Origin of the sequence: Bradyrhizobium sp. SZCCHNR1002 (assembly GCF_032381435.1) — a bacterium.
GTDB lineage: Bacteria > Pseudomonadota > Alphaproteobacteria > Rhizobiales > Xanthobacteraceae > Bradyrhizobium > Bradyrhizobium aeschynomenes.
Map to the genome: position 1 here is coordinate 14,300 of NZ_JAUHIS010000004.1, position 23,824 is coordinate 38,123.

Here is a 23,824-nt window from a genome sequence, read left to right on the forward strand (position 1 = left end):
ATGCGGACAAGAACTCTCGTCGAACGACTGCGCGGACATGCCGCCCTGCGGGCTGATCATGCAGCGTTGCGCTTCATCGAAGGCGACGAGGTCGTCGAGGAGCTGACGTTCTCTCACCTGGATCGGCGCATTCGCGCGCTCGCCGCTCATCTCCAGCAGCTGTCCGGCAGTGGCGAACGTGCCGTGATCCTTCTCCCGAACGGTCCCGAATATGCCGTCGCATTCTACGCGTGTCTCTACGCCGGCGTCATCGCCGTGCCCGCTTATCCGCCAGAGACAGGCAAAAAGCGCTATACCGACCGGCTCGCCGGCATTCTGAGCGATGCGACGCCCCGTTTCATTCTCACGCTGGCCAGCTTGCGTGATGCCGTCGAGGCGTCTGTTGGCAAAACCGGCGCGCATGTCCTGCCAGTGGACGCGGTGCCGGTCGATGCTGCCGAGACGTGGCGTGAGCCGGACCTCAGGCGCGACGGGATCGCCTTTCTTCAATATACGTCGGGCTCGACGTCCCAGCCGAAGGGCGTCTGCGTCACCCACGAAAACCTCGTTGCGAACGAGATTGCGATGGAGGCCGCGCTCGGCGGCACGAGCGACGACGTGTTCGTCAGCTGGCTGCCGCTCTATCACGACATGGGACTGATGGGCGGCCTGCTGAATCCGCTCTTCACGGGCTTTACTGCCGTACTGATGTCGCCGCGCAACTTTCTCGAGCAGCCGCGACGCTGGCTCGATGCGATCGATCGTCAGGGTGGCACATGCAGCGGTGGGCCGGACTTTGCGTTCGCGCTATGCGCGGATCGGGTGTCCGACGAAGCCCTTGCTCGGCTGGATCTCAGCCGCTGGCGGTTCGCGTTCTCCGGCTCCGAATTCGTTCGCCGTGCAACGGTTGACCGCTTCGTGCGGAGGTTCCGGCCGGCGGGCTTCGATGCTCGCGCGCTGAAGCCGTGCTACGGCCTCGCCGAGGCAACCTTGCTCGTGACCGCCGGCGATCGCGCAAGCCATCCCGTCTGTCATACGCTCGATCCGACTGCGCTCGCCAGCGGGCGCGCCGAAGATGCCGCCGAGGGGGCGGACCTCATGGCGTGCGGCACCGTCGCGGACGGCCATGCGGTGCGCATCATGAGGCCCGATGCGTCGTCCGAGGCCGATGCCGACGAGATCGGCGAGATCTGGGTCTCAGGTCCGAGCGTTGCGCGAGGCTACTGGAACAATCCCGAGGCGACGCAGCAGACATTCGTGGAGCGGGACGGTGCGCGCTGGCTCCGGACGGGAGACCTCGGTTTCCTCCGCGACGGCGCGCTGGTCGTGACCGGCCGGCTGAAGGATCTGCTGATCGTACGTGGTCAGAACATCTATCCGTTCGACCTGGAGCAGGCGGTCGAAACCGAGGTGACCTCGGTGCGGAAAGGCCGTGTGGCCGCATTTCCCGTCGAGATCGACGGCATCGAGGGCATCGGCATTGCCGCAGAGTTCAGCCGGGCAGTGCTCCGACGGACGCCCTCCGATGTTCTGATCAAGGCCATCGGCGATGCGGTCATGGCTCAGACACAGGAGCACCCTGCCGTCGTCGTGCTGCTGAATCCGCAGGGCATGCCGCTGACGACCAGCGGCAAGCTGCAGCGCTCGGCCTGCCGCGCCGGCTGGATGCAGGGGGATCTCGACAGCTTCATGGTGTTCGAGCGGAGACACGCGGCATCGCAGTCGCCGCACGATTCGGACCTCATGACGGCGACCGAGCGCAATCTCGCGCGGATCTGGCAGGACGTGCTCGATGTCGCGCAGGTCGGCCGCGACGACGATTTCTTCATGCTCGGCGGCAACTCGATCGCGGCCGCGCAAATCGCGGGGATCGTTCGCGACCGGCTCCATGTCGATCTCGATCTGCGCAGCTTCCTCGATGCGCCGACGCTCCGTGCTCTGGCGGAGCACGTGGATGCAGCCGGTGACGTTGGCGGAGCATTGGCGCCGCTGCGGCCCGTGGCACCTGACATGCGGCGGCAACTCTCGTCGGTACAGGAACGGCTATGGTTCCTCTGGAACATGGACCCGGCCAGTACAGCCTACACGGTCGCCTGTGCCGTCAGGTTCGAAGGACCGCTTGATCATCGGCTGCTCGTGCGGGCGCTGACCGAGATCGTCGCGCGCCATGAGCCGCTGCGCACCACCTTTGTGGCGCAGGACGGCCGTCCAATGCAGGTGATCCACGGCGCGCAGGAGCTTCTTGTCGCGGTCGACGATCTCAGCCGCTGCTCTCCGGGCGATCGTGAGAGGCGCGCTGCGGCTCGCAGACGCGATGAGCTAGCCAAGCCGTTCGACCTCGTCAACGGGCCACTGCTGCGCGCCGTGCTGATTCAGCTCGCCGACGACCGGCACGAGCTGCTGCTCTCGGCCCACCACATCGTGGCCGACGGTCTCTCACTCGACGTGCTGCTGACCGAAATTTCGGCGCTCTATGACGGGCTCCGGCGTGGAGCCGCGACGTTGCGTCCGCCATCAGCCATTCAATATGCCGATTATGCGGCATGGCAGCGGGGCTGGCTCGCCAGCCCGGAGGCGAACCGGCAGCTCGCTTATTGGCGTCGTCGGCTCGGCGACACCCATCCCCCGCTCGCGCTGCCGTTCGATCGGCCGCGACCGCCGCTGCAGAGCTATCGCGGCGACACCGTTCATGCCGAGATCGCACCCGAGCTGGCACAGAAGCTGCGATCCCTCGCGCGTCAGCAGCGCGTCAGCATGTTCATGCTGCTGCTCGCGGCCTACCAGCTGCTGCTGTTTCGCTATTCGGGTCAGTCGGATCTTCGGATCGGCGTCCCCGTTGCCGGGCGTCGGCATGCCGAGCTCGCCTCTCTGATCGGTTGCTTCGTCAATACACTGGTGCTGCGTGCCGACATCGCGGCCGACATGAGCTTCGCGGCGTTGTTGGAGTCGGCCCGTGAGGAGGTCATCTCTGCGCTTGCGCACCAGGATCTCCCGTTCGACCGCCTGGTCGATACGCTCAAGCCGGAACGCTCGGGCAGCCAGAATCCACTCTTTCAGGTCAAGTTCAACTACATGACGCAGCCGCGCGGCTTCACCGGCCACGGCCTGCGCGCCGACACCCGCATCATGGATCTGGCCGGCTCGCATTTCGACCTGGCGCTCGACATTGTCGATGGTCCCGATGGGATGGCGGCCAGCCTCAACTACGCGACGGATCTGTTCGAGCGGGCGACGGTCGCGCGGATGGCGACGCAGCTCGTCGATTTCCTGCAGCAGATCGCCAATGGAGCGGGCCGGTCGATCGCAGACTTCGTCGTGGCGCCTGATGCTCGCGAAGTGATCGCGAGCGAGACACGAGATCTTGCCTCGACCTGCATCCTCGACATGATCGGTGGCGCCTCTGCCGGCCGAGGCGATCGCGTTGCGCTCCGCCAGGGCGCGGTCGAAATCAGTGTCGCCGAGCTTGCGCATTGGTCTGACTCGATTGCGCAGCGGCTGGCTGCGAACGGCGTCGGATCCGACGTTCCGGTAGCCCTCTGGATCGAGCGGTCACCGGCCTTCGTCGCAGCCATGCTCGGCGTGTTGAAGGCGGGCGGCGCCTATGTCCCACTCGACCCGGCTTGGCCAGCCGCGCGCGTGCAACGCATTCTTTGCGACGGAGGCATCACCAGATTGATGGCGACCGCCGATCGTCTGGCCGTCGCCAGAGGGCTGGACTGCGTCGTGCTCGACGCAGCACGGCGCGGCGATGACCCGTCCGAGGTCTTCGTTCCGTCTCGTGTCCACCCGGCACAGAGCGCCTACATCATCTACACGTCCGGCTCGACGGGAACGCCCAAGGGGGTTGCCGTCTCTCACGGCTCGCTCGCGAACTATGTGCAGGCGCTGCTGTCGCGCCTGCGGCCCGACGTGAATGCGGGCATGGCGATGGTCTCCACCGTCGCCGCCGACCTCGGCCACACGGTGCTGTTCGGCGCGCTGGCGAGCGGCGCGACCTTGAACCTTCTGCCTGCCGATGCGGCGTTCGATGCCGACGCGTTTGCGCAGGCCATGCGCGAGGGAGAGGTCGGCATCCTGAAGATCGTCCCGAGCCACCTCCGCGGTCTGCTGCAGGCGCGGAGGTCTGCCGACCTGCTGCCGCGTGACGTACTGATTCTCGGCGGCGAGGCGTGTGATCGGCGCCTGATCCAGGACGTCCGGCGGCTGCGCCCGCAATGCCGGATCATCAATCACTACGGGCCGACCGAGACGACGGTTGGCATCGCGACCTACGACTGCACGGACGACATTGCCGGCGACGCCGTCCCGGTCGGTCTGCCGCTGGCAAATCTGCAGGCCTACGTGCTCGATGATGCGTTGAACGCGGTGCCGCGTGGTGTCGCGGGCGAGCTCCACGTCGGTGGCGCGGGCGTCGCGCGAGGCTATCGCGGTGCGCCGACTCAGACGGCTGAGCGCTTCATTCCCGATCCGTTCGGCCCGCCCGGCGCGCGCCTCTATCGCACCGGCGACGTCGTGCGTTGTGACGAGGCCGGACGCATCGTTTTTCTCGGCCGGCGCGACGATCAGCTCAAGCTGCGCGGCTATCGCATCGAGCCTTCCGAGATCACGCGTGCGGTGATGTCGCTGGGCAGCGTCGCCGATGCCGTGGTTGTGGCGCGCGTGGTCGATGCAGAGCAGGGGCGCCTGGAACTGGTGGCCTATTGCGTGGCTGCGGCCGGTGCGGTGCTGCAGCCCGACGGAATGCGGCAGGAGCTTTCGGCGCTGCTGCCCGGCTATATGGTTCCGTCGCGCATCGTCGTGCTCGATCGTCTGCCGCTGACGGCCAACGGCAAGCTCGACCGTGCTGCGCTGCCCCAGCCGGATGAGGAGATCGTCATCGCCTATGCCGCTCCCGTCGGGGAGGTCGAGGAGTCGATCGCCGCGGTGTGGCAGGAGGTGCTCGGCCGCGATCGGATAGGTCGCAACGACAATTTCTTCGAGCTTGGCGGCGATTCCATTCTCAGCCTGCAAATCATCGCGCGGTTGCGCAAGCGCGGCGTGAAGCTGACGCCGAAGCAGATGTTTTCGCAGCAGACGATAGCGGCGCTGGCCGGCGTGGTTGCGACCACCTCCGCGCCGACGGCGTCGCCGGCAGCAGCACGCAGCGCCGTGAACGCCGGCGCGGCGGAGCTGCTGCCGATCCAATTGCGGTTCTTTGCAGAGGCGATCCCGAGCCGCGATCACTTCAACCAGGCCGTGCTGCTGATCCCGCAGAATCGCGTCGCGTGGAACTTGCTTCAAGCTGCGCTCGCTGCGGTCGTGAAGCATCACGAAGCGCTCCGGACGGCCTATCGCCGGACGGGTGAGGGTTGGCAGGCCTTGCCGACGGAGGGCCCTGCGGCGGCGGATCTGCTCTGGATCCGCGGCGGCGTCCGTCACGATGAGGTCGGCGCGATCGCATCGGCGGCGCAGGCGAGCCTTTCGCTCGCATCGGGGATGCTGATGCGCGCCGTCGGCTTCGACCTGATCGACGGCAGCCAGCGCCTGCTGATTGCGATCCATCATCTGGCCGTCGACGGCGTGTCCTGGCGTATCCTTCTCGAGGATCTGACGCAGTCCTACACGCAGCTCGCAAACGGTGCCGCAGCGGTGGCGTTGCCGAAGGGCGAGGGGCCGTCGTCCTGGGCGCAACGGCTGCGCGCGCACGCGACCTGCGAACGGCTGGCGGCCGAGATGCCGTTCTGGCTCGCGGCGGGCCCGAGCGGCGAGCTGCCGTGCGACGAGGACCACGGCAGCATCGATGTCGAAGCCGACGCCGACGAGGTCATGCTTAGCCTCGATGCCGGCCTGACCGTGCAGCTGCTCGAGGCCGTGCCGGCAGCCTACCGGACTCGGATCAACGATCTGCTGCTTGCAGCGTTGTCGCGCGCCGTCTGGCGCTGGAGCGGACGCGAGGACATCGTGATCGAGCTTGAAGGGCACGGACGCGAGGATATTTTCGCCGACGCCGACCTTACCCGTACGGTGGGATGGCTCACGAGCGCATTCCCGTTCCGTCTGCCGGGCGGGGCCGATACGGATCGTGTGTTGATCGCGCGGACGAAGGAAGCCCTGCGCGCTGTCCCTGATCACGGTCTCGGCTACGGCGTGCTGCGCTATCTCGGCGCGCCTGCACAACGCGCCGCGCTGGCGGAGCTGGGCAGCCCGCGGATCGTCTTCAACTATCTCGGCCGCTTCGATGCATCGCTCGGCGATGAGGCCTCGTACCGGCTTGCACCTGAGTCACCGGGCTCGATGCGCGCGGCTGATACGCCGCTACGGGCATGGCTCACCATCATCGGGGAGGTGCGCGACGGTCAACTTCGCCTGGCCTTTCGCTACGGCCGGCGGCGCTATCGCCGTTCGACCGTCGAGCGGCTTGCGGACCTCTACGGGACCGCGTTGCGCGGTCTGGTCGATCATTGCCTGTGCGGTGCAGGCTGTCTCACTCCGTCGGACGTCCCGCTGTCCGGACTCGATCAACAGACGCTCGATCGCGTTTGCGCATCGGTCGACGCCCGCAACGTCGAAGACATCTATCCGTTGTCGCCGATGCAGGAGGGCCTGCTGTTTCACGCCCTCCGCGACGGCAAGAACGACGCATATGTCAATCAGCTCGCAGTCGAGCTGCGCGGCGTGACGCCATCGCAGCTGCGTGCGGCGTGGTCGGCGGCCAGTGCGCAGCATGCGACATTGCGTACGGGATTCGCATGGCAGCACCTGTCGGAGGCCGCTCAGCAGATCGTGTATCGGCGGCTCGATCTGCCGATCGTGGAGGAGGATTGGCGAGGGCGCACGGTGAATTCGGCTGCCGGCAGCGATCTCGACGCCGCGCTGGCCGAAGCGGGGCAACGGGAGCGCGTGCTTGGCTTCGATGTCACCCGGCCTCCGCTGCAGCGGCTGCGCCTCATCCGGCTCGACGATGACAGACTATGGCTGATCTGGACGCACCACCACATCGTGCTCGACGGTTGGAGCTCGGCGCGGCTGCTCGCGGACGTGCTACAGCGCGCCGGCGGATCGGAGCCCGCTGTCCCGCATGGCAGGTATCGCGACTACATCGCGTGGCTCCGGACGCAGGACCGCGGTGCAGCGGTCGAATTCTGGCGCCAGACGTTGAGCGACGCCGGCGAGCCGACGCTGCTTGCTGATGCGCTGCGCGGAAGGGGACTGATTGCGCCGGGGGACGGTCATGGGCGGCTCACGCTTTCGCTGGACCGCGACCTCGCTGCGCGTCTCAGGCGGTTCGCCACGCAGCAGCGGGTGACGATGAACACCCTGCTTCAGGCCGCCTGGGTACAACTGCTGCGGCACACATGTGGGCAGAGCACGGTCTGCTTCGGCGCCACTGTGGCCGGTCGTCCGGCGGAGCTGGCAGGCGCCGAGGACATCATCGGCCTGTTCATCAATACGCTGCCGCTGATCGATGGGCCGCACCCGCAGGCCTCCGTCGGTGATTGGCTGCGTGCGCTGCAGGCAAAGAACGTCGCGGCCCGCGATTATGAGTGGCTGCCGTTGCACGAGATCCAGCGCCTCGCCGCGCATGGCGGGCGGCAGCTGTTCGACAGCATCATGGTGTTCGAGAACTATCCGATCGACCGGTCACTGGTGAATGGCAGCCAGACTGGACCGCAGGTGGGGCGCGTCGAGCATGTGACGCCGACGAACTATGCAGTCGCCGTTGGCGTGTTCGATGGGGCCGACGGTCTGCGGCTCGACTTCAACTTCGATCGTGCGCAGTTGGACGAAAGCGCGATCGGGCGCGTGAGCTCTGCCATGCGAGACTGGCTGGTGCAGATCTCCGCCGATGCTGCCCGTCCCTCCGGTGCGCTGCATGCGCTCGGGAGCGATGCGCTTGATCGCATCATGCGATGGAGCAAAGGCACCATCGGTGACGTCCGATCCGCAACGTCGTTGAACCTCGTCGCACTGATCGAGGCGCGTACCGCTGAAACGCCTGACGCGACAGCGATTGTCAGCGGTATCAGCCAGATGAGCTACGGCGAGCTGAATGCACGCGCCAATCGGATGGCGCGGCGGCTCAGGGCGCGCGGCATCGGCCCCGATGTGGTCGTCGGCCTGGCACTCGAGCGCGGCGTCACGATGATGGTGGCCTTGCTTGCGGTGCTCAAGGCTGGCGGTGCCTATCTCCCGCTCGACCCGGACTATCCGTCCGATCGGCTCGGCCTCATGCTGCGCGACAGCGGCGCAAAGCTGCTGCTGACGCAGACGTCGTTGCACGATCGGTTCGCACCGGCACTTTCCGGGAGTGAGGCCGAGGCCTGGCTGCTCGACGAGACCGCGGGAGAGGACGCCGGCGATGCGAGCAATCTCGGCCTCGCCCCTCATCCAGAGAGCCTCGCTTACCTGATCTACACCTCGGGATCGACCGGCACGCCGAAGGGGGTCATGGTGCGCCACGGCGCGGTGACCGGCTTCCTTGCGACGATGGCCGAGCAGCCGGGCATTGTGCGCGATGATCGCGTGCTCGGCCTGACCTCGCTGTCGTTCGACATCGCGGTGCTGGAGCTGTGGCTGCCGTTGACGCATGGCGCGAAGATCGTGCTGGTCGACCAGGCCGCGGCGCGCGACCCGGCAGCGCTGAAGGCGGTTGTGGCTCGGCACGGCGTGACGATGATCCAGGCGACACCGTCGAGCTGGCGGATGTTGCTTGACCACCAGGAGGACGAGAGGTGGCTGCCCGAGGGTTGCCGCGTGCTGAGCGGTGGCGAGGCGATGGCACCGGATCTCGCACGACGGTTGACGGCGCTGAGCCGCGATGTCTGGAATCTCTATGGACCCACCGAGACGACGGTATGGTCGACGCGCCACCGGCTCGATGCATCGGATCCGATGCCGTTGCTCGGTCGTCCGATCGGCAATACGACGGTCTACGTGCTCGACGCCGATCTCAATCTCGCGCCGTTAGGTGTCGCGGGAGAGCTGTTCATCGGCGGCGAAGGGCTTGCGCGTGGCTATTGGAATCGTGCGGCGCTGAGCGCGGAGCGCTTCATCCCGGATCCGTTCGGCGCCGATGGTACGCGGCTGTATCGCACCGGGGATCTGGTCCGCTGGCGTGACGATGGTCTGCTCGACTATGTCGGCCGCGTCGATCATCAGGTGAAGATCAGGGGCCACCGGATCGAGCTCGGCGAGATCGAAGCGCGGCTGCGGGAACAAACCGGCGTGCGCGACAGCGTCGTCGTGGCGCGCCAGATCGGGGGAAGCCCACAGCTCGTGGCCTATGTCGGCGGCGGGAATGCGCTCGATGGCGCGGGTCTGCGCGCCAGGCTCAGGTCGATGCTGCCGGACTACATGGTGCCGACCTGGGTGATGGTGCTGCCGCAGCTGCCGCTGACCCCGAACGGCAAGATCGATCGCCGCAGGCTACCGCCGCCTTCGCAGGGCGAAACGGACGGTCGGGATCATGCGGCGCCCGCTGGCGAGATCGAGACGACCTTGGCGCGCATCTGGACCGAGCTGCTCGGCGTCGAGCGTATCGGTCGCAACGACGGCTTCTTCGAGCTCGGCGGTCACTCGCTCTTGGCGGTGCGGTTGATGAGCCGCGTCTCCGATGAGTTCGGCGTCTCCGTGCCGCTGTCCAGACTGTTCGCTCATTCCGAGTTGGCGGACTTCGCCCGTGTCGTCTCGATCACCCTGATCGAGGAGCAATTCGAGGAGCGTGAGCTTCAGGAGCTGATCGGGGCAGAGATGTGATGAAGAAACAATCAGCCAAGCCGAGCCTGCCCGATTTGGATTCGGACACCTTGCAGCGTCTGGCGCTCGCGGCCAGAGAGCGCGGTCGCGGCGGCCGCGCGGCCAACACGATCCCGATCGTCGATCGCAGGGACAAAATGCCGCTGTCGTTCGCGCAGCAGCAACTCTGGCTGTTGACGCAGCTCGACGGGTCGAGCACGAACTACCACCTCGACGCCGTTCTGCGGCTGCGGGGCCGACTCGACGTCGCGGCATGGCGACGCAGCCTCGATCATCTGCTCGCGCGCCATGAGGCACTGCGGACAGTATTCGTCGCGGAGGACGGCGAGCCGCTGATGAGAGTGCTGCCGCCTCACACCGCGTTGCCGCTGGAGATCCACGACCTCGGTGATCGGCTCGATCGCGAGGCGCGGATGCGCGATCTACTCGATGAAAGCAGGCGCGCGCCGTTCGAGCTGGCCACGGGGCCGCTCATCCGCAGCGCCCTGATCCGGCTTGGCGAGCAGGAGCATGTCGTGCTGCTCAGCCTGCATCACATCGTCTCCGATGGATGGTCGATGGGCGTGATCGTCCGCGAACTGTCCGCGCTGTATGGCGCGTTCGCCGCCGGGGAGCGCGATCCGTTGCCGCAACTCAACATCCAGTACCCGGACTATGCCGCCTGGCAGCGCCAAACGCTGACGCCGGCGCGGCTGGCGGGCCAGCTCGATCATTGGAAGGCTACGCTGGCCGGAGCGCCACCGTTGCTGACGTTGCCCACCGATCGTCCGCGACCGGCCACGAGATCCACCGCGGGCGCTGCGTTGCATGTCGAGATTGATGACCAACTGTCGGCGGCAATCAGGCAGATGGCACACACGCTCGGCGCGACGCCGTTCGTGATCGTGCTGTCGGCCTGGGCCATCGTGTTGTCGCGACTTGCGGGCCAGAAGGATCTCGTGATCGGTACGCCAACGGCAAACCGCACCCGGGCACAGGTGGAGGGGCTGGTCGGGTTCTTCGCCACCATGCTGCCGCTGCGGCTCGATCTCTCCGGGACGCGGAGCGTCGCGGAGCTGGTCGAACATGTCAAGAATACAGCTCTTGCGGCGCAAGATCATCAGGAACTGCCATTCGAGCACATCGTCGAAGCGCTCCAGCCGCCGCGCAATCCGGCCTACACGCCCATCTTTCAAGTCGTGTTCGCGTGGCAGGGCGACGAGATCGGTCAGCTTGCGTTACCCGGCATCGATATTGAGCGCTTGGTGGTCGAGCAGCGGGAGATCAAGTTCGATCTCGAGCTCGATCTCTGCGAGACCGGCGTTTGCATCTCCGGCAAGTTGAACTACGCGACGGCCGTGTTCGATGCAGACACCGTGCTGCGCTATCGCGGCTATCTGCTGGCTGCGCTGCGGGCCATGGTGATCGACGTCGGTCGACCGGTGCACCGGGTCGACCTCCTTGCCGCCGAGGAGCGATCGCTGCTTCTCGACGGCTGGAACAAGACCGAAATGTTCAGTCAGCCCAGCCGCTGCATCCAGGAGCTGGTGGCCGACCAGGCCCGTCGCCGGCCGTCCGCGGTCGCGCTGGTTCATGCTGATGTCCGACTGACCTATGGCGAGTTGGAGGCGCAGGCCAATCGGCTCGCTCACCGCCTCGTTTCGGCGGGAGCCGGGCCGGATCGTCTGGTGGCGATCTGCCAGCAGCGCGGCATCGATGCGATCATCAGCATCCTTGCAGTGCTCAAGGCAGGCGCGGCCTATCTGCCGCTCGATCCGATCTATCCTCCACAGCGGCTGCGTGAGATCGTTGCCGACGCACAGCCGGCGCTGCTGATCTGCGACGAAGCCGGCGCGGGGGTGTTGGGCGACGTCGCGTGCTCCGTCCTCGACATCAGACGCGATGCTGCGGCATGGCGGGAACTGCCGGACGTGACGCCGGATGTCGCCGCTCTCCGCCTGACACCACGTCATCTGGCCTATGTCATCTACACGTCCGGCTCCACCGGTAAGCCGAAGGGCGTGATGATCGAGCATCGTGGATTGGTGAATCTGGCCTTGGCGCAGATCGCCTTGTTCGAAACTACCGAGCGCAGTCGTATCGTGCAGTTTGCGTCCCTGAGCTTCGATGCGAGCGTATGGGACATCGTGATGGCACTGTGCTCCGGGGCCGAGCTGCATCTGCTCGGAGATGACGAGCATCGCGACGCGTCCGCGCTCCTGGGGTACCTCGCAGATCACCGCATCACCCACGCGACACTGCCGCCGGCGCTGCTGCAAGGACGGGCGGATCTGGCGCGCCTCGCCGAGCTCGAGGTTCTCGTGCTGGCTGGCGAGCTGCCCCGTACGGAGCTGATCGCCTCGTTGCCGCAAGGCATCGCCGTCTTCAACGCCTATGGGCCGACCGAGGCGACCGTCTGCGCCACGGCCTGGCGACGTCCTGTCGGCTTTGCCGACAACATCGTTCCGATCGGCCGTCCGATTGCCAATGCGCGAATCTATCTGCTCGACGATGAGGGGCTGCCGGTGCCGCGCGGTGCGGTCGGTGAGATCTGGATCGGCGGGGCGGGGACGGCGCGCGGATATCTGAACCGCATCGACCTCACGGCCGCGCGTTTTGCAGCCGATCCATTCAGTCCGAAGTCGGATGGCAGGATGTATCGGACCGGTGATCTCGGTCGTCATCTCCCGAGCGGCGACATCGAGTTCCTGGGCCGCAACGATCATCAGGTGAAGATCCGCGGGTTCCGAGTCGAGCTTGGGGAGATCGAGGTCCGCTTGAGCGCATTGGCGGGGGTCAGGGATTCTGCCGTCCTGGCCCAGCGCAATGCCCTCGGCGACACCATGCTCGTTGCCTATGCCGTGCCGGCGGACGACGTGGCCGACGCCGTCGACTGGAGCGCGCAACTGCGGGCTCAGCTGCAGGCCAGTCTGCCCGACTACATGGTGCCATCGGCCATCGTGCGTCTCGAAACGCTTCCGCTGACGCCGAATGGCAAGGTCGACCGGCATGCACTTCCGGCTCCGGATCACGACGCCTTCTCGCGCCGTGCCTACGATCCGCCGCAGGGCGAGATCGAGCTGATGCTCGCCGCGATCTGGGGCGAGCTCCTGGCGGTCGATCGCGTCGGACGTGACGACCATTTCTTCGAGCTCGGCGGCCATTCGCTGTTGATCGTTCGCATGCTGGACCGCCTGAAACGCCGCGGCTTTGCCGTGGATGCGCGAACCGTGTTCGTGAAGCCCGTGCTTCGCGCGCTCGCCGCCGCCCTTCATCGTGGCGACGAGATCGTCGTTCCCGCCAACCGGATCACGGCAGATACGACGGCGATCACGCAGGAACTGTTGCCGTTGATCGTGCTGAGCCAGCCGGAGATCGACCGCGTCGTCGGTCTGGTACCGGGGGGCATTGCCAACATTCAGGACATCTACGCGCTGTCGCCGTTGCAGGAAGGCATCCTGTTTCATCATCTGCTGGCAACCGAGGGCGATCCTTACGTGCTCGCTGCGCAGATGGCGTTTCCCGACCGCGGCCTGCTCGACCGCTATCTTGCAGCCGTTCAGCAGGTGATCGCGCGTCACGACGTGCTCCGCACATCGATCGTCTGGAATGGCCTGTCCGTTCCGGCGCAGGTGGTATGGCGACACGCAAGTCTCGACGTCACGGAGCTCATGCTCGAGGCTGGCGCACCGGCGGATCTGCAACTTGCTGGACGGTTCGACGCGCGATCGCGCCGGCTCGATCTCGGCAAAGCGCCGCTGTTGCGCTTCATCGTCGCACGCGACCCCGGAAAGGATCGCGTGCTGCTCCAGGTCATGCTGCATCATTTGATCGGCGATCACTCGACCTTACAGGCGATTCATCAGGAGGTGGAGGCCATTCTGGCGGGCCGCGGCCATCTCCTGGCGGCTCCGGTGCCGTTTCGCAATCTCGTGGCGCTTGCTCGCGACGCCGCCGGGCAGGACGCGCAGCAGCGCTTCTTCCGCGGCATGCTCGCCGACGTCGACGCGCCGACCGCACCGTTCGGATTGATGGAGGTGCGGAGCGAGGGAGGAGGCGTGCATGAGGCGAAGCTGGCGATCCCGGCCGTCCTCGATACGCGACTTCGGGTGCAGGCACGACGTGCCGGCGTCAGTCTCGCCAGCCTCTGTCACCTCGCCTGGGCTCAGGTGCTGGCGCGGAGCAGCGGTCGGGAGAAGGTCGTGTTCGGCACCGTGCTGTTCGGCCGCATGCAGGGTGGTGCTGCGATGGATCGCAGCCTCGGCCTGTTCATCAATACGCTGCCTCTGCGCGTTGATCTCGACGACGCCTCCGTCGAGCAGAGCGCGCGTGCGACGCATGCGCGGCTGGCCGAGTTGATGACTCATGAGCATGCGTCATTGGCAATGGCGCAGCGCTGCAGCGGTGTTGCTGCGCCAACGCCGTTGTTCTCCGCGATCCTGAATTACCGACATAGTCGCAAGGAGAATAACCACGCTGAATCGGCGCTCGGCAGTCCGCTTCGGGAGATCGAGTGGCTCGGCGCAGAGGAGCGCACGAACTATCCGTTGATGCTTGCAGTGGACGACGACGGCGATGCGCTACGCCTGACGGCCCAGGTCGTCTCCCCGGTTGCGCCGGACCGGGTCTGCGCGATGATGCAACAGGCTCTCGATCAGCTGGCATCGGCGCTGGAGACGGCTCCGCACCTGCCTGTACGCCAGCTCGGTGTCGTTCCAGCCGAGGATCGTGCGCTGCTGCTCGATGGATGGAATGCGACCGCGAGAGTTTGGGACAGGGGGTGTCTACAGCGGCAGTTCGAAGCGCAGGCGGCGCGTGCGCCTGATGCGATCGCAATTGTGCATGGGGACGAGACGATCAGCTATGGCGAGCTGAACGCGCGGGCAAACCGGCTGGCGCGGCGGCTCATGCTGCAGGGCATCGGGCCGGACGTCGTGGTCGGGCTGGCGCTGGAGCGCGGCGTGCCGATGATGGTGGCACTGCTCGCGGTGCTGAAGGCGGGCGGGGCCTACCTGCCGCTCGATCCGGACTATCCGGCCGAGCGTCTGGCGCACATGCTGGGCGACAGCGGGGCCAGGCTGCTGCTGACGCAGGCCACGTTGCAGGAGCGTTTTGCTCCGGTTCTGGAAGGCAGCGGTGCCGAGGCCTGGCTGCTCGATGCAGCGGTGGGAGAAGGCAGCGGCGACGCCGCCAATCTCGACATCGCGATCGATCCGGAGAACCTCGTTTACGTGATCTACACCTCCGGCTCGACCGGTCTGCCCAAGGGCGTGATGGTGCGCCATGGCGCGGTGGCGAACTTCCTGGCGACCATGGCCGAGCGGCCGGGCATCGCACGCGAGGATCGCGTGCTCGGGCTGACCTCGCTGTCGTTCGACATCGCGGTGCTGGAGCTGTGGCTGCCGCTGACGCATGGCGCGCAAATCGTGCTGGCGGATCGGGCGACGGCGCATGATCCGGCGGCGCTGAAGGCGGTCGTCGTCAGGCACGGCGTGACGATGATCCAGGCGACGCCGTCGAGCTGGCGGATGCTGCTGGATCATGACGGCGCCGGCACGTGGCTGGGGGAGGGCTGCCGGGTGCTGAGCGGCGGCGAGGCCCTGGCACCGGATCTGGCGCGGCGCCTGACGGCGCTGGGCGGCGAGGTCTGGAACCTGTACGGGCCGACGGAGACCACGGTGTGGTCGGCGCGGCACCGGCTCGATGCGGCCGATCCGTCGCCGATGATCGGTGCTCCGATCGGCAACACCACGCTGTACGTGCTGGATGGCGATCTGAATCTGGCGCCGGTCGGGGTGGCCGGAGAGCTGTTCATCGGCGGCGAGGGGCTGGCCCGCGGCTATTGGAATCGTGCGGCGCTCAGCGCCGAGCGCTTCATCCCCGATCCGTTCGGATCGGCGGGGCAGCGGCTGTACCGCACCGGGGACCTCGCGCGCTGGCGCGGCGATGGTGTGCTGGACCATGTGGGCCGGGCGGATCATCAGGTGAAGATCCGGGGCCATCGCATCGAGCTCGGCGAGATCGAGGCGCGGCTGCGGGCCGAGCCCGGCGTGCGCGACAGCGTCGTGGTGGCGCAGGAGCTCGGCGGCAGCCGGCAGCTGGTCGGCTATGTCAGCGGCGATGATGCGCTCGACGGCGCGGGCCTGCGTGCGGCGCTCGGCGCGGTGCTGCCGGACTACATGGTGCCGTCACGGGTCATGGTGCTGCCGCAACTGCCGCTGACGCCGAACGGCAAGATCGACCGCAAGGCGCTGCCGCAGCCGGATGCGCGTCCTGCGGATGCGCAACGCGTCGCGCCGCGCAATCCGACCGAGGCCGCGCTCGCGACCATCTGGGCCGAGCTGCTGCAGCACGACGAGGTCGGTGTCACCGACAATTTCTTCGAGCTCGGCGGCGATTCGCTGGTTGCCGTGCAACTCGTCGGCCGCATCAAGCGTGATCTGGCTCGTGATCTGCCGCTGAAGCGGCTGTTCCAGCTGACGACGATTGAGACCATGGCGTCCGCGCTCGCCGCGGACCCGCTCGTGAACACGCGCAGCGATGACATTGCCGCGATGTTCGATGCGCTGAATGAAGTCGAGTTCGCCCATGAATGATCAGTCAGGACTTCAGAATCAGCAGCTCAGCGAGATCTCGCAGCGGTTGGCCCGGCTCGACGCGACGAAGCAGCGCGCATTCCTGGCGCAACTCGCCGCAAGGGGGATCGAGCTGTCGATCCTGCCGATCGCTCGTCAAAATTTGCAGCGCGCGCCGCTATCGTTCGCGCAGGCGCGGCTCTGGTTCCTCTGGCGCATGGATCGGGACAGCCCCGCCTACAACATGCCGCTGGCGATCCGCTTGCGCGGGCGCCTCGACGTCAGCGCAGTGCAGCGCGCGCTCGACGAACTGGTCGTTCGTCACAGCGCGCTCCGTACGGTGTTTCGTCAGGAAGGGAATCAGCCCGAGCAGATCGTATGTCCGCCGCAGCCGGTCGCGCTGCAGCGCTTCGAGGTTGGCGGTGACGATCGGGAGCAGCAGGCGCGCAGGCTGTTGCGGGACCAAGCGGCGTTGCCGTTCGATCTCGAGACGGGGCCATTGCTACGCGCGGGACTGCTGGCGACCGGTGAGCAGGATCATATCCTTGCCGTAACACTGCACCACATCGTCGCCGACGGTTGGTCGCTGCAGATCCTGAGTGAGGAGTTCTGGCAACTCTATCAGGCGGCGATCGGAGGCGAGTCCGTGCCGCTGCCCGCGCCGGAGATCGATTACGCCGACTTCGCCAGCTGGCAACAGTTGCAGATGAGCGCCGTGGAGGGCGAGAGGCAGCTGAGCTATTGGACCTCCCGCCTCCAGGACACCGCGGCGCTGCAGTTGCCGTTCGATCGCCCCCGCGCGGCGCAAGCGGATCAGTCCGGCGAGGGTCTGCGCCTTACACTCCGTGCCACGCTTGCCGATCGCCTGCGCGAGCTGGCGCGGCGCCACGAGACGACGCCGTTCGTGGTTCTGCTCGCAGCCCTGAAGCTGGTCCTGTACCGCTACAGCGGCCAGCCCGACATCAGCATCGGTATCCCGATTGCCAACCGCCATCGTTCGGATACGCAGCGGCTCATAGGCCTGCTGGTCAACACGCAGGTGTTGCGCACCCGGATCGATAGTCGGGCCACGATGGCCGACGTCATCGGGGAGCTCCGTAGCGCCGCGCGCGAAGCACAGGAGCACCAGGAGCTTCCGTTTGAACGGCTGCTCGAAGTGTTGCAGCCGCAGCGCAGCCTTAGTCAGAATCCGCTGTTCCAGGTGCTCTACAATCATCAGCGCCGGCGCGACCTGACGGGGATGTCCGGCAGTGACGAGTTGCAGATCGAGGCGATCGCGCCGGATGTCGAGACCGTCAAATTCGATCTCGCCGTCGATAGCGAAGAAGCGCCGTCGGGAGAGATCTCGGTATTGTTCTCCTTTGCCACCGCGCTGTTCGACCGTTCGACCATCGAGCGGATGGCGGCACATTGGCTTGCCATTCTCGAGATCATGGTTGCGGATCCGACGCGCGTCGTCGCATCGATCGGCCTGTTGTCCGCGCAGCAGCGCGATGATGTCAGGCGATGGAACGAGCATGCCGGCACCGTGACGCCGTTCGTGCCCGTGCATCACAGGGTCTCCCAGCACGCCCAGGCGGCGCCGGGCGCGCCGGCGCTGGTCTACGGTCAGGAGACGATCAGCTATCAGGCGCTCGACCAGCGGGCCGATGCGATCGCCATGCATCTCCGCGGACTCGGCATTCGTTCCGGCGAGCTCGTCGGCATTTCGATGCGGCGATCGCCCGAGCTGGTGGCCGCATGTCTCGCGGTGCTCAAGGCCGGCGCGGCCTATCTGCCACTCGATCCGGATCATCCGCCGGCGCGGCAGTCCGCAATGATATTGGACGCCGGTGCGCGTGTCGTGCTGGTCGACGCCGCCGGTGTGGTCCCTTTTCCGCCGATGCCCGGCGTCCGCGTCAGCGATCTCGGCGCAATCTCGGACCGAACGGCGCCGCCTGATTCCGCAATCGAGGTCCATCCGGACAGTCTCGCTTACGTGATCTATACGTCGGGCTCGACAGGGCTGCCGAAGGGCGTCGCCGTCGCCCACGGGCCGTTCGCCATGCATTGCGAGGCCACGGCAGAGCTCTACGAGATGAGCGCGCGGTCGCGCGAGCTGCACTTTCTCTCGTTCACGTTCGACGGCGCGCACGAACGGTTGTGGACGGCGTTGAGCTGTGGCGCTGCGCTGGTCATGCGCGACGCCGATCTCTGGTCGGCCGAGCAGACGCTCGCAGTGATGCGTGCCGAGCAGGTCACGAACGCGGGTTTTCCGCCCGCTTATCTGCAGCAGCTCGCGGATTTTGCGGCGTGGCGGGGCGATCCGCCGCCGGTGTCGCTGTATTCGTTCGGTGGCGAGGCGATGCCGAAATCCGGCTTCGACAAGATCAGGCGCGCGCTGCGGCCGCGCAAGCTGATCAATGGCTATGGCCCGACCGAGACGGTGGTCACGCCGCTGGTCTGGAAGGTCGATGCCGATGCCGAAATCGATTGCGCCTATGCGCCCATCGGCAGGCCGGTCGGCCGACGCTCGGCCTATCTTCTCGACGGCGATCTCAACATCGTTCCCGTCGGGGTCTCGGCCGAGCTGTACATCGGAGGCGAGGGGCTCGCGACCGGATATTGGAAACGACCGGCGCTGACGGCGGAGCGCTTCATTCCCGATCCGTTCGGTGAGCCGGGGGCTCGGCTGTATCGCACCGGCGATCTTGCGCGCTGGCGTGCCGACGGCGTGATCGAGTATGTCGGCCGATCCGACCACCAGCTCAAGATCCGTGGCTTCCGCATCGAGCCGGGGGAGGTCGAAGCACGGCTGGCGCGACAGGTGGGTGTCCGGTCGGCCGTCGTCGTTGCTCGCGCAATTGCTGGACGGCAGCAGCTCGTCGGCTATGTCTGCGGCGAGAGCGATCTCGATGAAGCCAGCTTGCGGGCAGCTCTGCTGGAGGAGTTGCCGGACTACATGGTTCCGGCGCGGATCATTCCGATGCCGCGGATGCCGTTGACCACGCATGGCAAGATCGATCGCGATGCGCTGCCGCTTCCCGAGCAGCCTGCCGGCGAAGCTGCCTACGTCGCGCCGCAGACCGCGGCGGAAATCACGCTGTCGGAAATCTGGGGTGAGCTGCTTGGGCACCAGCGCATCGGACTGGCCGACAATTTCTTCGAGCTCGGCGGCGATTCGATCATTTCGCTGCAGGTGGTCGGGCGCGCGCGTCAGCGTGGACTGTTGATCGAGCCACGCGACCTGTTCCGGCATCAGACGCTCCGGGAGCTCGCGAGCGCCGCGCGCCGCGAGCAGGTGGCGGAGGTGCTGACCGAGGATCTCGCTGGTCCCGTGCCGCTGTTGCCGATCCAACGCAGCTTCTTTGCACAGGACGCGGGTGAGCGGCACCATTGGAACCAGGCCGTGCTGCTCAGGCCGAGAGCGCGGCTGGACTGGCCCGCAATGGCTCGGGCGATCGCCGCGGTCTGGTCGCATCATGATGGGCTGCGAATGCAATTCGCAGAGGCCAATGGCGAATGGCGTGCCGGCTATGGCGAGGCGTCACCATCATCCGATCTGCTCTGGACGCGCACCGTCGCGGATGTCGCAGGGATCGAGGCGCTTGCGGCGATGGCGCAAGCAAGCCTGTCCCTGCAGGGGCCGTTGCTGCGCGTCGTCGGGATGGACGTTGCGGACGGCAGCCAGCGACTTCTGATCGTCGTGCATCATCTCGTCGTCGACGGCGTGTCCTGGCGTCTTCTGCTGGAAGATCTGGCCTCGGCGTATCGACAGGCCGCTCAGGGGGCTGCGGCGATCGTATTGCCACCGAAGACTCAATCGGTGGCGTCATGGGCACGGCGTCTCGAAGCCCACGCGGCGTCCGCAGAGCTCGCCGGCGAGATCGATTACTGGCGGACGCGAACCGTCGCGGGTGATCTTCCTTGTGACGAGCGTCCCGACGACGTCGACCGGGTGGCGGATGGCGAGGACGTCATCCTGGCTTTCGACGCGGATCTGACAGCGAAGCTGTTGAGGGAGGCGCCCGCGGCCTATCGGACCCAGGTCAACGACCTGCTGCTCGCGGCCTTGGCCCGCGCAGTGGGACAGTGGGGCGGCGTGGAGGACGTCCTCGTCGAGCTGGAAGGGCATGGCCGCGAGGACATCTTCGAAGGTGTCGATCTGTCACGGACCATCGGCTGGTTCACGACGGCCTTTCCCGTCCGTCTGTCGCAATGTGCGAGCGATGACGCGGCCTTGATCAGGTCGATCAAGGAGGAGCTGCGCGCCATTCCGTCGCGCGGATTGGGCTACGGACTATTGAGGCATTGCGGCAGCGAGGCGCAGCGCGAAGCGTTGGCGGGCGCAGCGGAGCCGCGCATCACCTTCAACTATCTCGGCCAGTTCGACGCCAGCCTCGGCGCCGACAACGCGTTCGCGCTGGCGCCGGAGAGTGCCGGACCGTCGCGAAGCGCCAGCGCGCCGCTCGGACGCTGGCTCAGCATCAATGGCCAGGTGCTGGATCGCGAGCTGCGGCTGACCTTCAGCTTCGGTCGCAAGCGGTATTGCCGCGCCACGATCGAGCGTCTCGCGGCCTGCTATTCGGATGCGCTGCGCCAGCTCGTCGCGCATTGCACCAGCGGCGTCCACGGCGTCACGCCATCGGACGTCCCGCTGTCGCGGCTGAGCCAGCCGGAGCTCGACATGCTCGGAGCTGCGCGTGACTGGCGCGAGGTCGAGGACATCTATCCGCTGTCGCCGATGCAGCAGGGCATGCTGTTCCACGCGTTGCGCGATGCCGATAGCCAAAGCTATGTCAGCCAGATCGCCGTCGACATCAGCTGCCTGGACGTCGAACGGTTGCGCGGGGCTTGGCAGGCGGTGACCGCACGACATGCCGTGTTGCGCACCGCCTTCGTCTGGCGGGAATTGTCGGGCGCACCGCAGCAGGTGGTGCATCGGCACGTCGCAGTTCCCTTCGTCGAGGAGGATTGGAGCGATCGCGTCGGGACGATGGATCCGGCGGCCCGTGACGCGGCGCTCGCCGATGCCGCACGGGCCGAAAGGCAGCTCGGCTTCGATCTGTCACGGCCGCCGCTGCAGCGGGTTCGGCTGATCGATCTCGGGGGCGGCGTTCATCGCCTGATCTGGACTCATCATCACATTCTGCTCGATGGCTGGAGCGCCGCGCAGCTGATCGCTGAGATCATGCAGCATGTTCGCGGCCGATTGCCGGGCGCAGCGCCCGGCCGGTATCGTGACTACATCGGATGGCTGCTGCGACAGAATCGTGAGGCTTCCAGTGCCTTCTGGTCGGATCTGCTGTCGCGGCTCGATGAACCGAGCCTGCTCGCCGATGCGCTGGGCGGACCGGCGGAGCCGGCGACGGGTCATCTGTCGACTGACCTCGTCATCGACGCCGCGCGGACCGATCGGCTACAGGCCGTGGCCCGCCGCGAACGGGTGACGTTGAACACCGTGCTGCAGGGCGCCTGGGCTCAGCTGTTGCGGCGACTGACCGGCCAGCGGGCCGTCTGCTTCGGCGCCACGATGTCGGGCCGGCCGCCCGAGATCGCGGGGGTGCAGGAGATCGTGGGCCTGTTCATCAACACCGTGCCGGTGCTCGACGACGCCAGCCCGCAGACGATGATCGGCGATTGGCTGCGCGGTCTGCAGGATTGCAATGTCGATCTGCGCGAGCATGGCTGGATGCCGCTCTATGACATCCAGCGCCTCGCCGGCCGCTCCGGCCGGGCGCTGTTCGATACCATCTTCGTGTTCGAGAACTATCCGGTCGATGACGTCCTGCGAGATCAGGCGGGTGATGGTCCGCGCGCGAGCCGCGCAGAGCAGATATCGATTACGAATTATGCGCTGACAATCGCGGTCTTCGTCAGTGACTCCGGCATTCGGCTGGGCTTCCGTCATGACCTCAGCCGGTTTGACGAGGCTCAGATTGCGCGCCTTCAGACCGCGTTCGCTACGCTGCTCGACCGTATTGCCAACGGGACGCACCGGCCGCTCGCCGAACTGCACGGACTGGATGAAGCCACGCTGCAGCGGGTGCATGGCTGGAGCGCTGGGGCTGCGACTCCGACGATCAGAGAGGAACTGATCGATGTCGTAACCCGGATCGAGCGGCAGGTCGCCGACACTCCGCATGCGATCGCCTTGATCTATGCGGGCGAGCAGATCAGCTACGCCGAGCTGAATGCGCGTGCGAACCGCTTGGCGCGACAGATTAAGGCGCGCGGTGTCCGTCGCGATGCTCCCGTCGCGCTCGCCTTCGAGCGCAGCGTCGAGATGATCGTAGCCGTGCTTGCGGTGCTGAAGGCAGGGGCGGGCTATCTGCCGCTCGATCCCGATTATCCGCAGCAACGTCTCGCCGCGATGCTGCGCGACAGCGGCGCAAGACTGGTGCTGATGCAGGCGCAACTGAACGACCGGCTGGCGGCGATCGCCGCCGACGCTGGTCTGATCGTGGTCGATGTCGCCATTGATGACGGCGGCCCGCACGACCGCGACGGCTCCGACCTCGGTGTTTCATCGCATCCCGACGGTCTCGCCTATGTGATCTATACGTCCGGCTCGACCGGCGTGCCGAAGGGCGTCGGCTGCACGCGGGGGGCACTGTCGGCGCGGCTGGCTTGGATGCAGGCGGAGTATCGACTCGCGCCAGGTGAGACCTTGCTGCAGAAGACGCCCTTCAGCTTCGATGTCGCTGTCTGGGAGATGTTGTGGCCGCTGATCGTGGGCGCACGGCTCGCGATCGCGCCTCCCGGGGCCCATCGCGAGCCCAAGCGGCTGGTCGAAGCCGTGGTGGCTCACCATGTCACCACCTTGCACTTCGTCCCGCAGATGCTGGCGCAATTCGTCGCAGAGCCGGACGTCGCGCGATGCGCGAGCCTGAAGCGTCTGTTCTCCGGCGGCGAAGCGCTGCCGGTCCAGCTGATGCAGCAGGTCCATGCAGCCTTCCCCACGATTCGCTTCGACAACCGCTACGGACCGACCGAAACGCTGATCAATGCCAGCTTCTGGAATTGCCGCGCGTTCAGCGGGACAACTGCGCCGATCGGACACCCGATCCCGGGAACGGTGCTGCGAATTCTGGATGCCGACCTCAACCCCGTCGAGGAGGGAACGACCGGCGAGCTCTATATCGGCGGCGTCGGGCTGGCGCGCGGCTATCTCGGTCGCGCCGGGCTGACGGCCGAGCGTTTCATCGTCGACCCGTTCGGACCGCCCGGTGCACGGCTCTACCGCAGCGGAGATCTGGCGCGGTGGCGCCATGATGGCAGCATAGACTATGTCGGGCGGGCCGATCATCAGGTGAAGGTGCGCGGCTTCCGCATCGAGCTCGGCGAGATCGAGGCGCGGCTGCTGGAGCAGCCGATGGTCGGCTCTGCGGCGGTCGTCGCACGCGAGTTTGGCGCCGGACGGCAACTCGTCGGCTATGTCAGCGGAGATGCAGGGCTCGATGGCCTCGCGCTACGCAACGCGCTGTCGGCCGAGTTGCCGGACTACATGGTGCCGGCGTGGATCGTCGTGCTCGATCGTCTGCCGTTGATGGTGAGCGGCAAGGTGGATCGCCATG

General features: G+C 66.7%; 3 protein-coding genes (1 of these 3 only partly in view). All 3 read left to right on the forward strand.

Annotated features, from left to right (window positions below):
- Tightly spaced (each overlapping or abutting the next), the 3 genes in view from QX108_RS19920 to QX108_RS19930 form a layout consistent with a single transcriptional unit that may run on beyond the window.
- Positions 1–9,714: a non-ribosomal peptide synthetase gene (locus QX108_RS19920; RefSeq protein ID WP_315782898.1), complete on the forward strand. Its 9,714-nt coding sequence runs from the start codon at positions 1–3 to the stop codon at positions 9,712–9,714.
- Positions 9,714–16,289, forward strand: coding sequence for a non-ribosomal peptide synthetase (locus QX108_RS19925; RefSeq protein WP_315799600.1), 6,576 nt, complete (start codon positions 9,714–9,716; stop codon positions 16,287–16,289). Before QX108_RS19920 ends, QX108_RS19925 begins: the two co-directional genes overlap by 1 nt.
- A protein-coding gene (locus QX108_RS19930) for a non-ribosomal peptide synthase/polyketide synthase (RefSeq protein WP_315799601.1) crosses the window boundary here: on the forward strand, positions 16,282–23,824 show its 5' portion. 8,864 nt of this gene lie beyond the right edge of the window; the window shows 7,543 of its 16,407 coding nt (coding positions 1–7,543); its start codon is at positions 16,282–16,284; the stop codon falls past the right edge of the window. The genes QX108_RS19925 and QX108_RS19930 overlap by 8 nt, the downstream gene beginning before the upstream one ends.

What these genes read in the sequence shown, in the direction of transcription:
- QX108_RS19920 (WP_315782898.1), top strand. Translation starts at nt 1, where the DNA reads ATGCGGACAAGAACTCTCGTCGAACGACTGCGCGGACATGCCGCCCTG.
- QX108_RS19925 (WP_315799600.1), top strand. Translation starts at nt 9,714, where the DNA reads ATGAAGAAACAATCAGCCAAGCCGAGCCTGCCCGATTTGGATTCGGAC.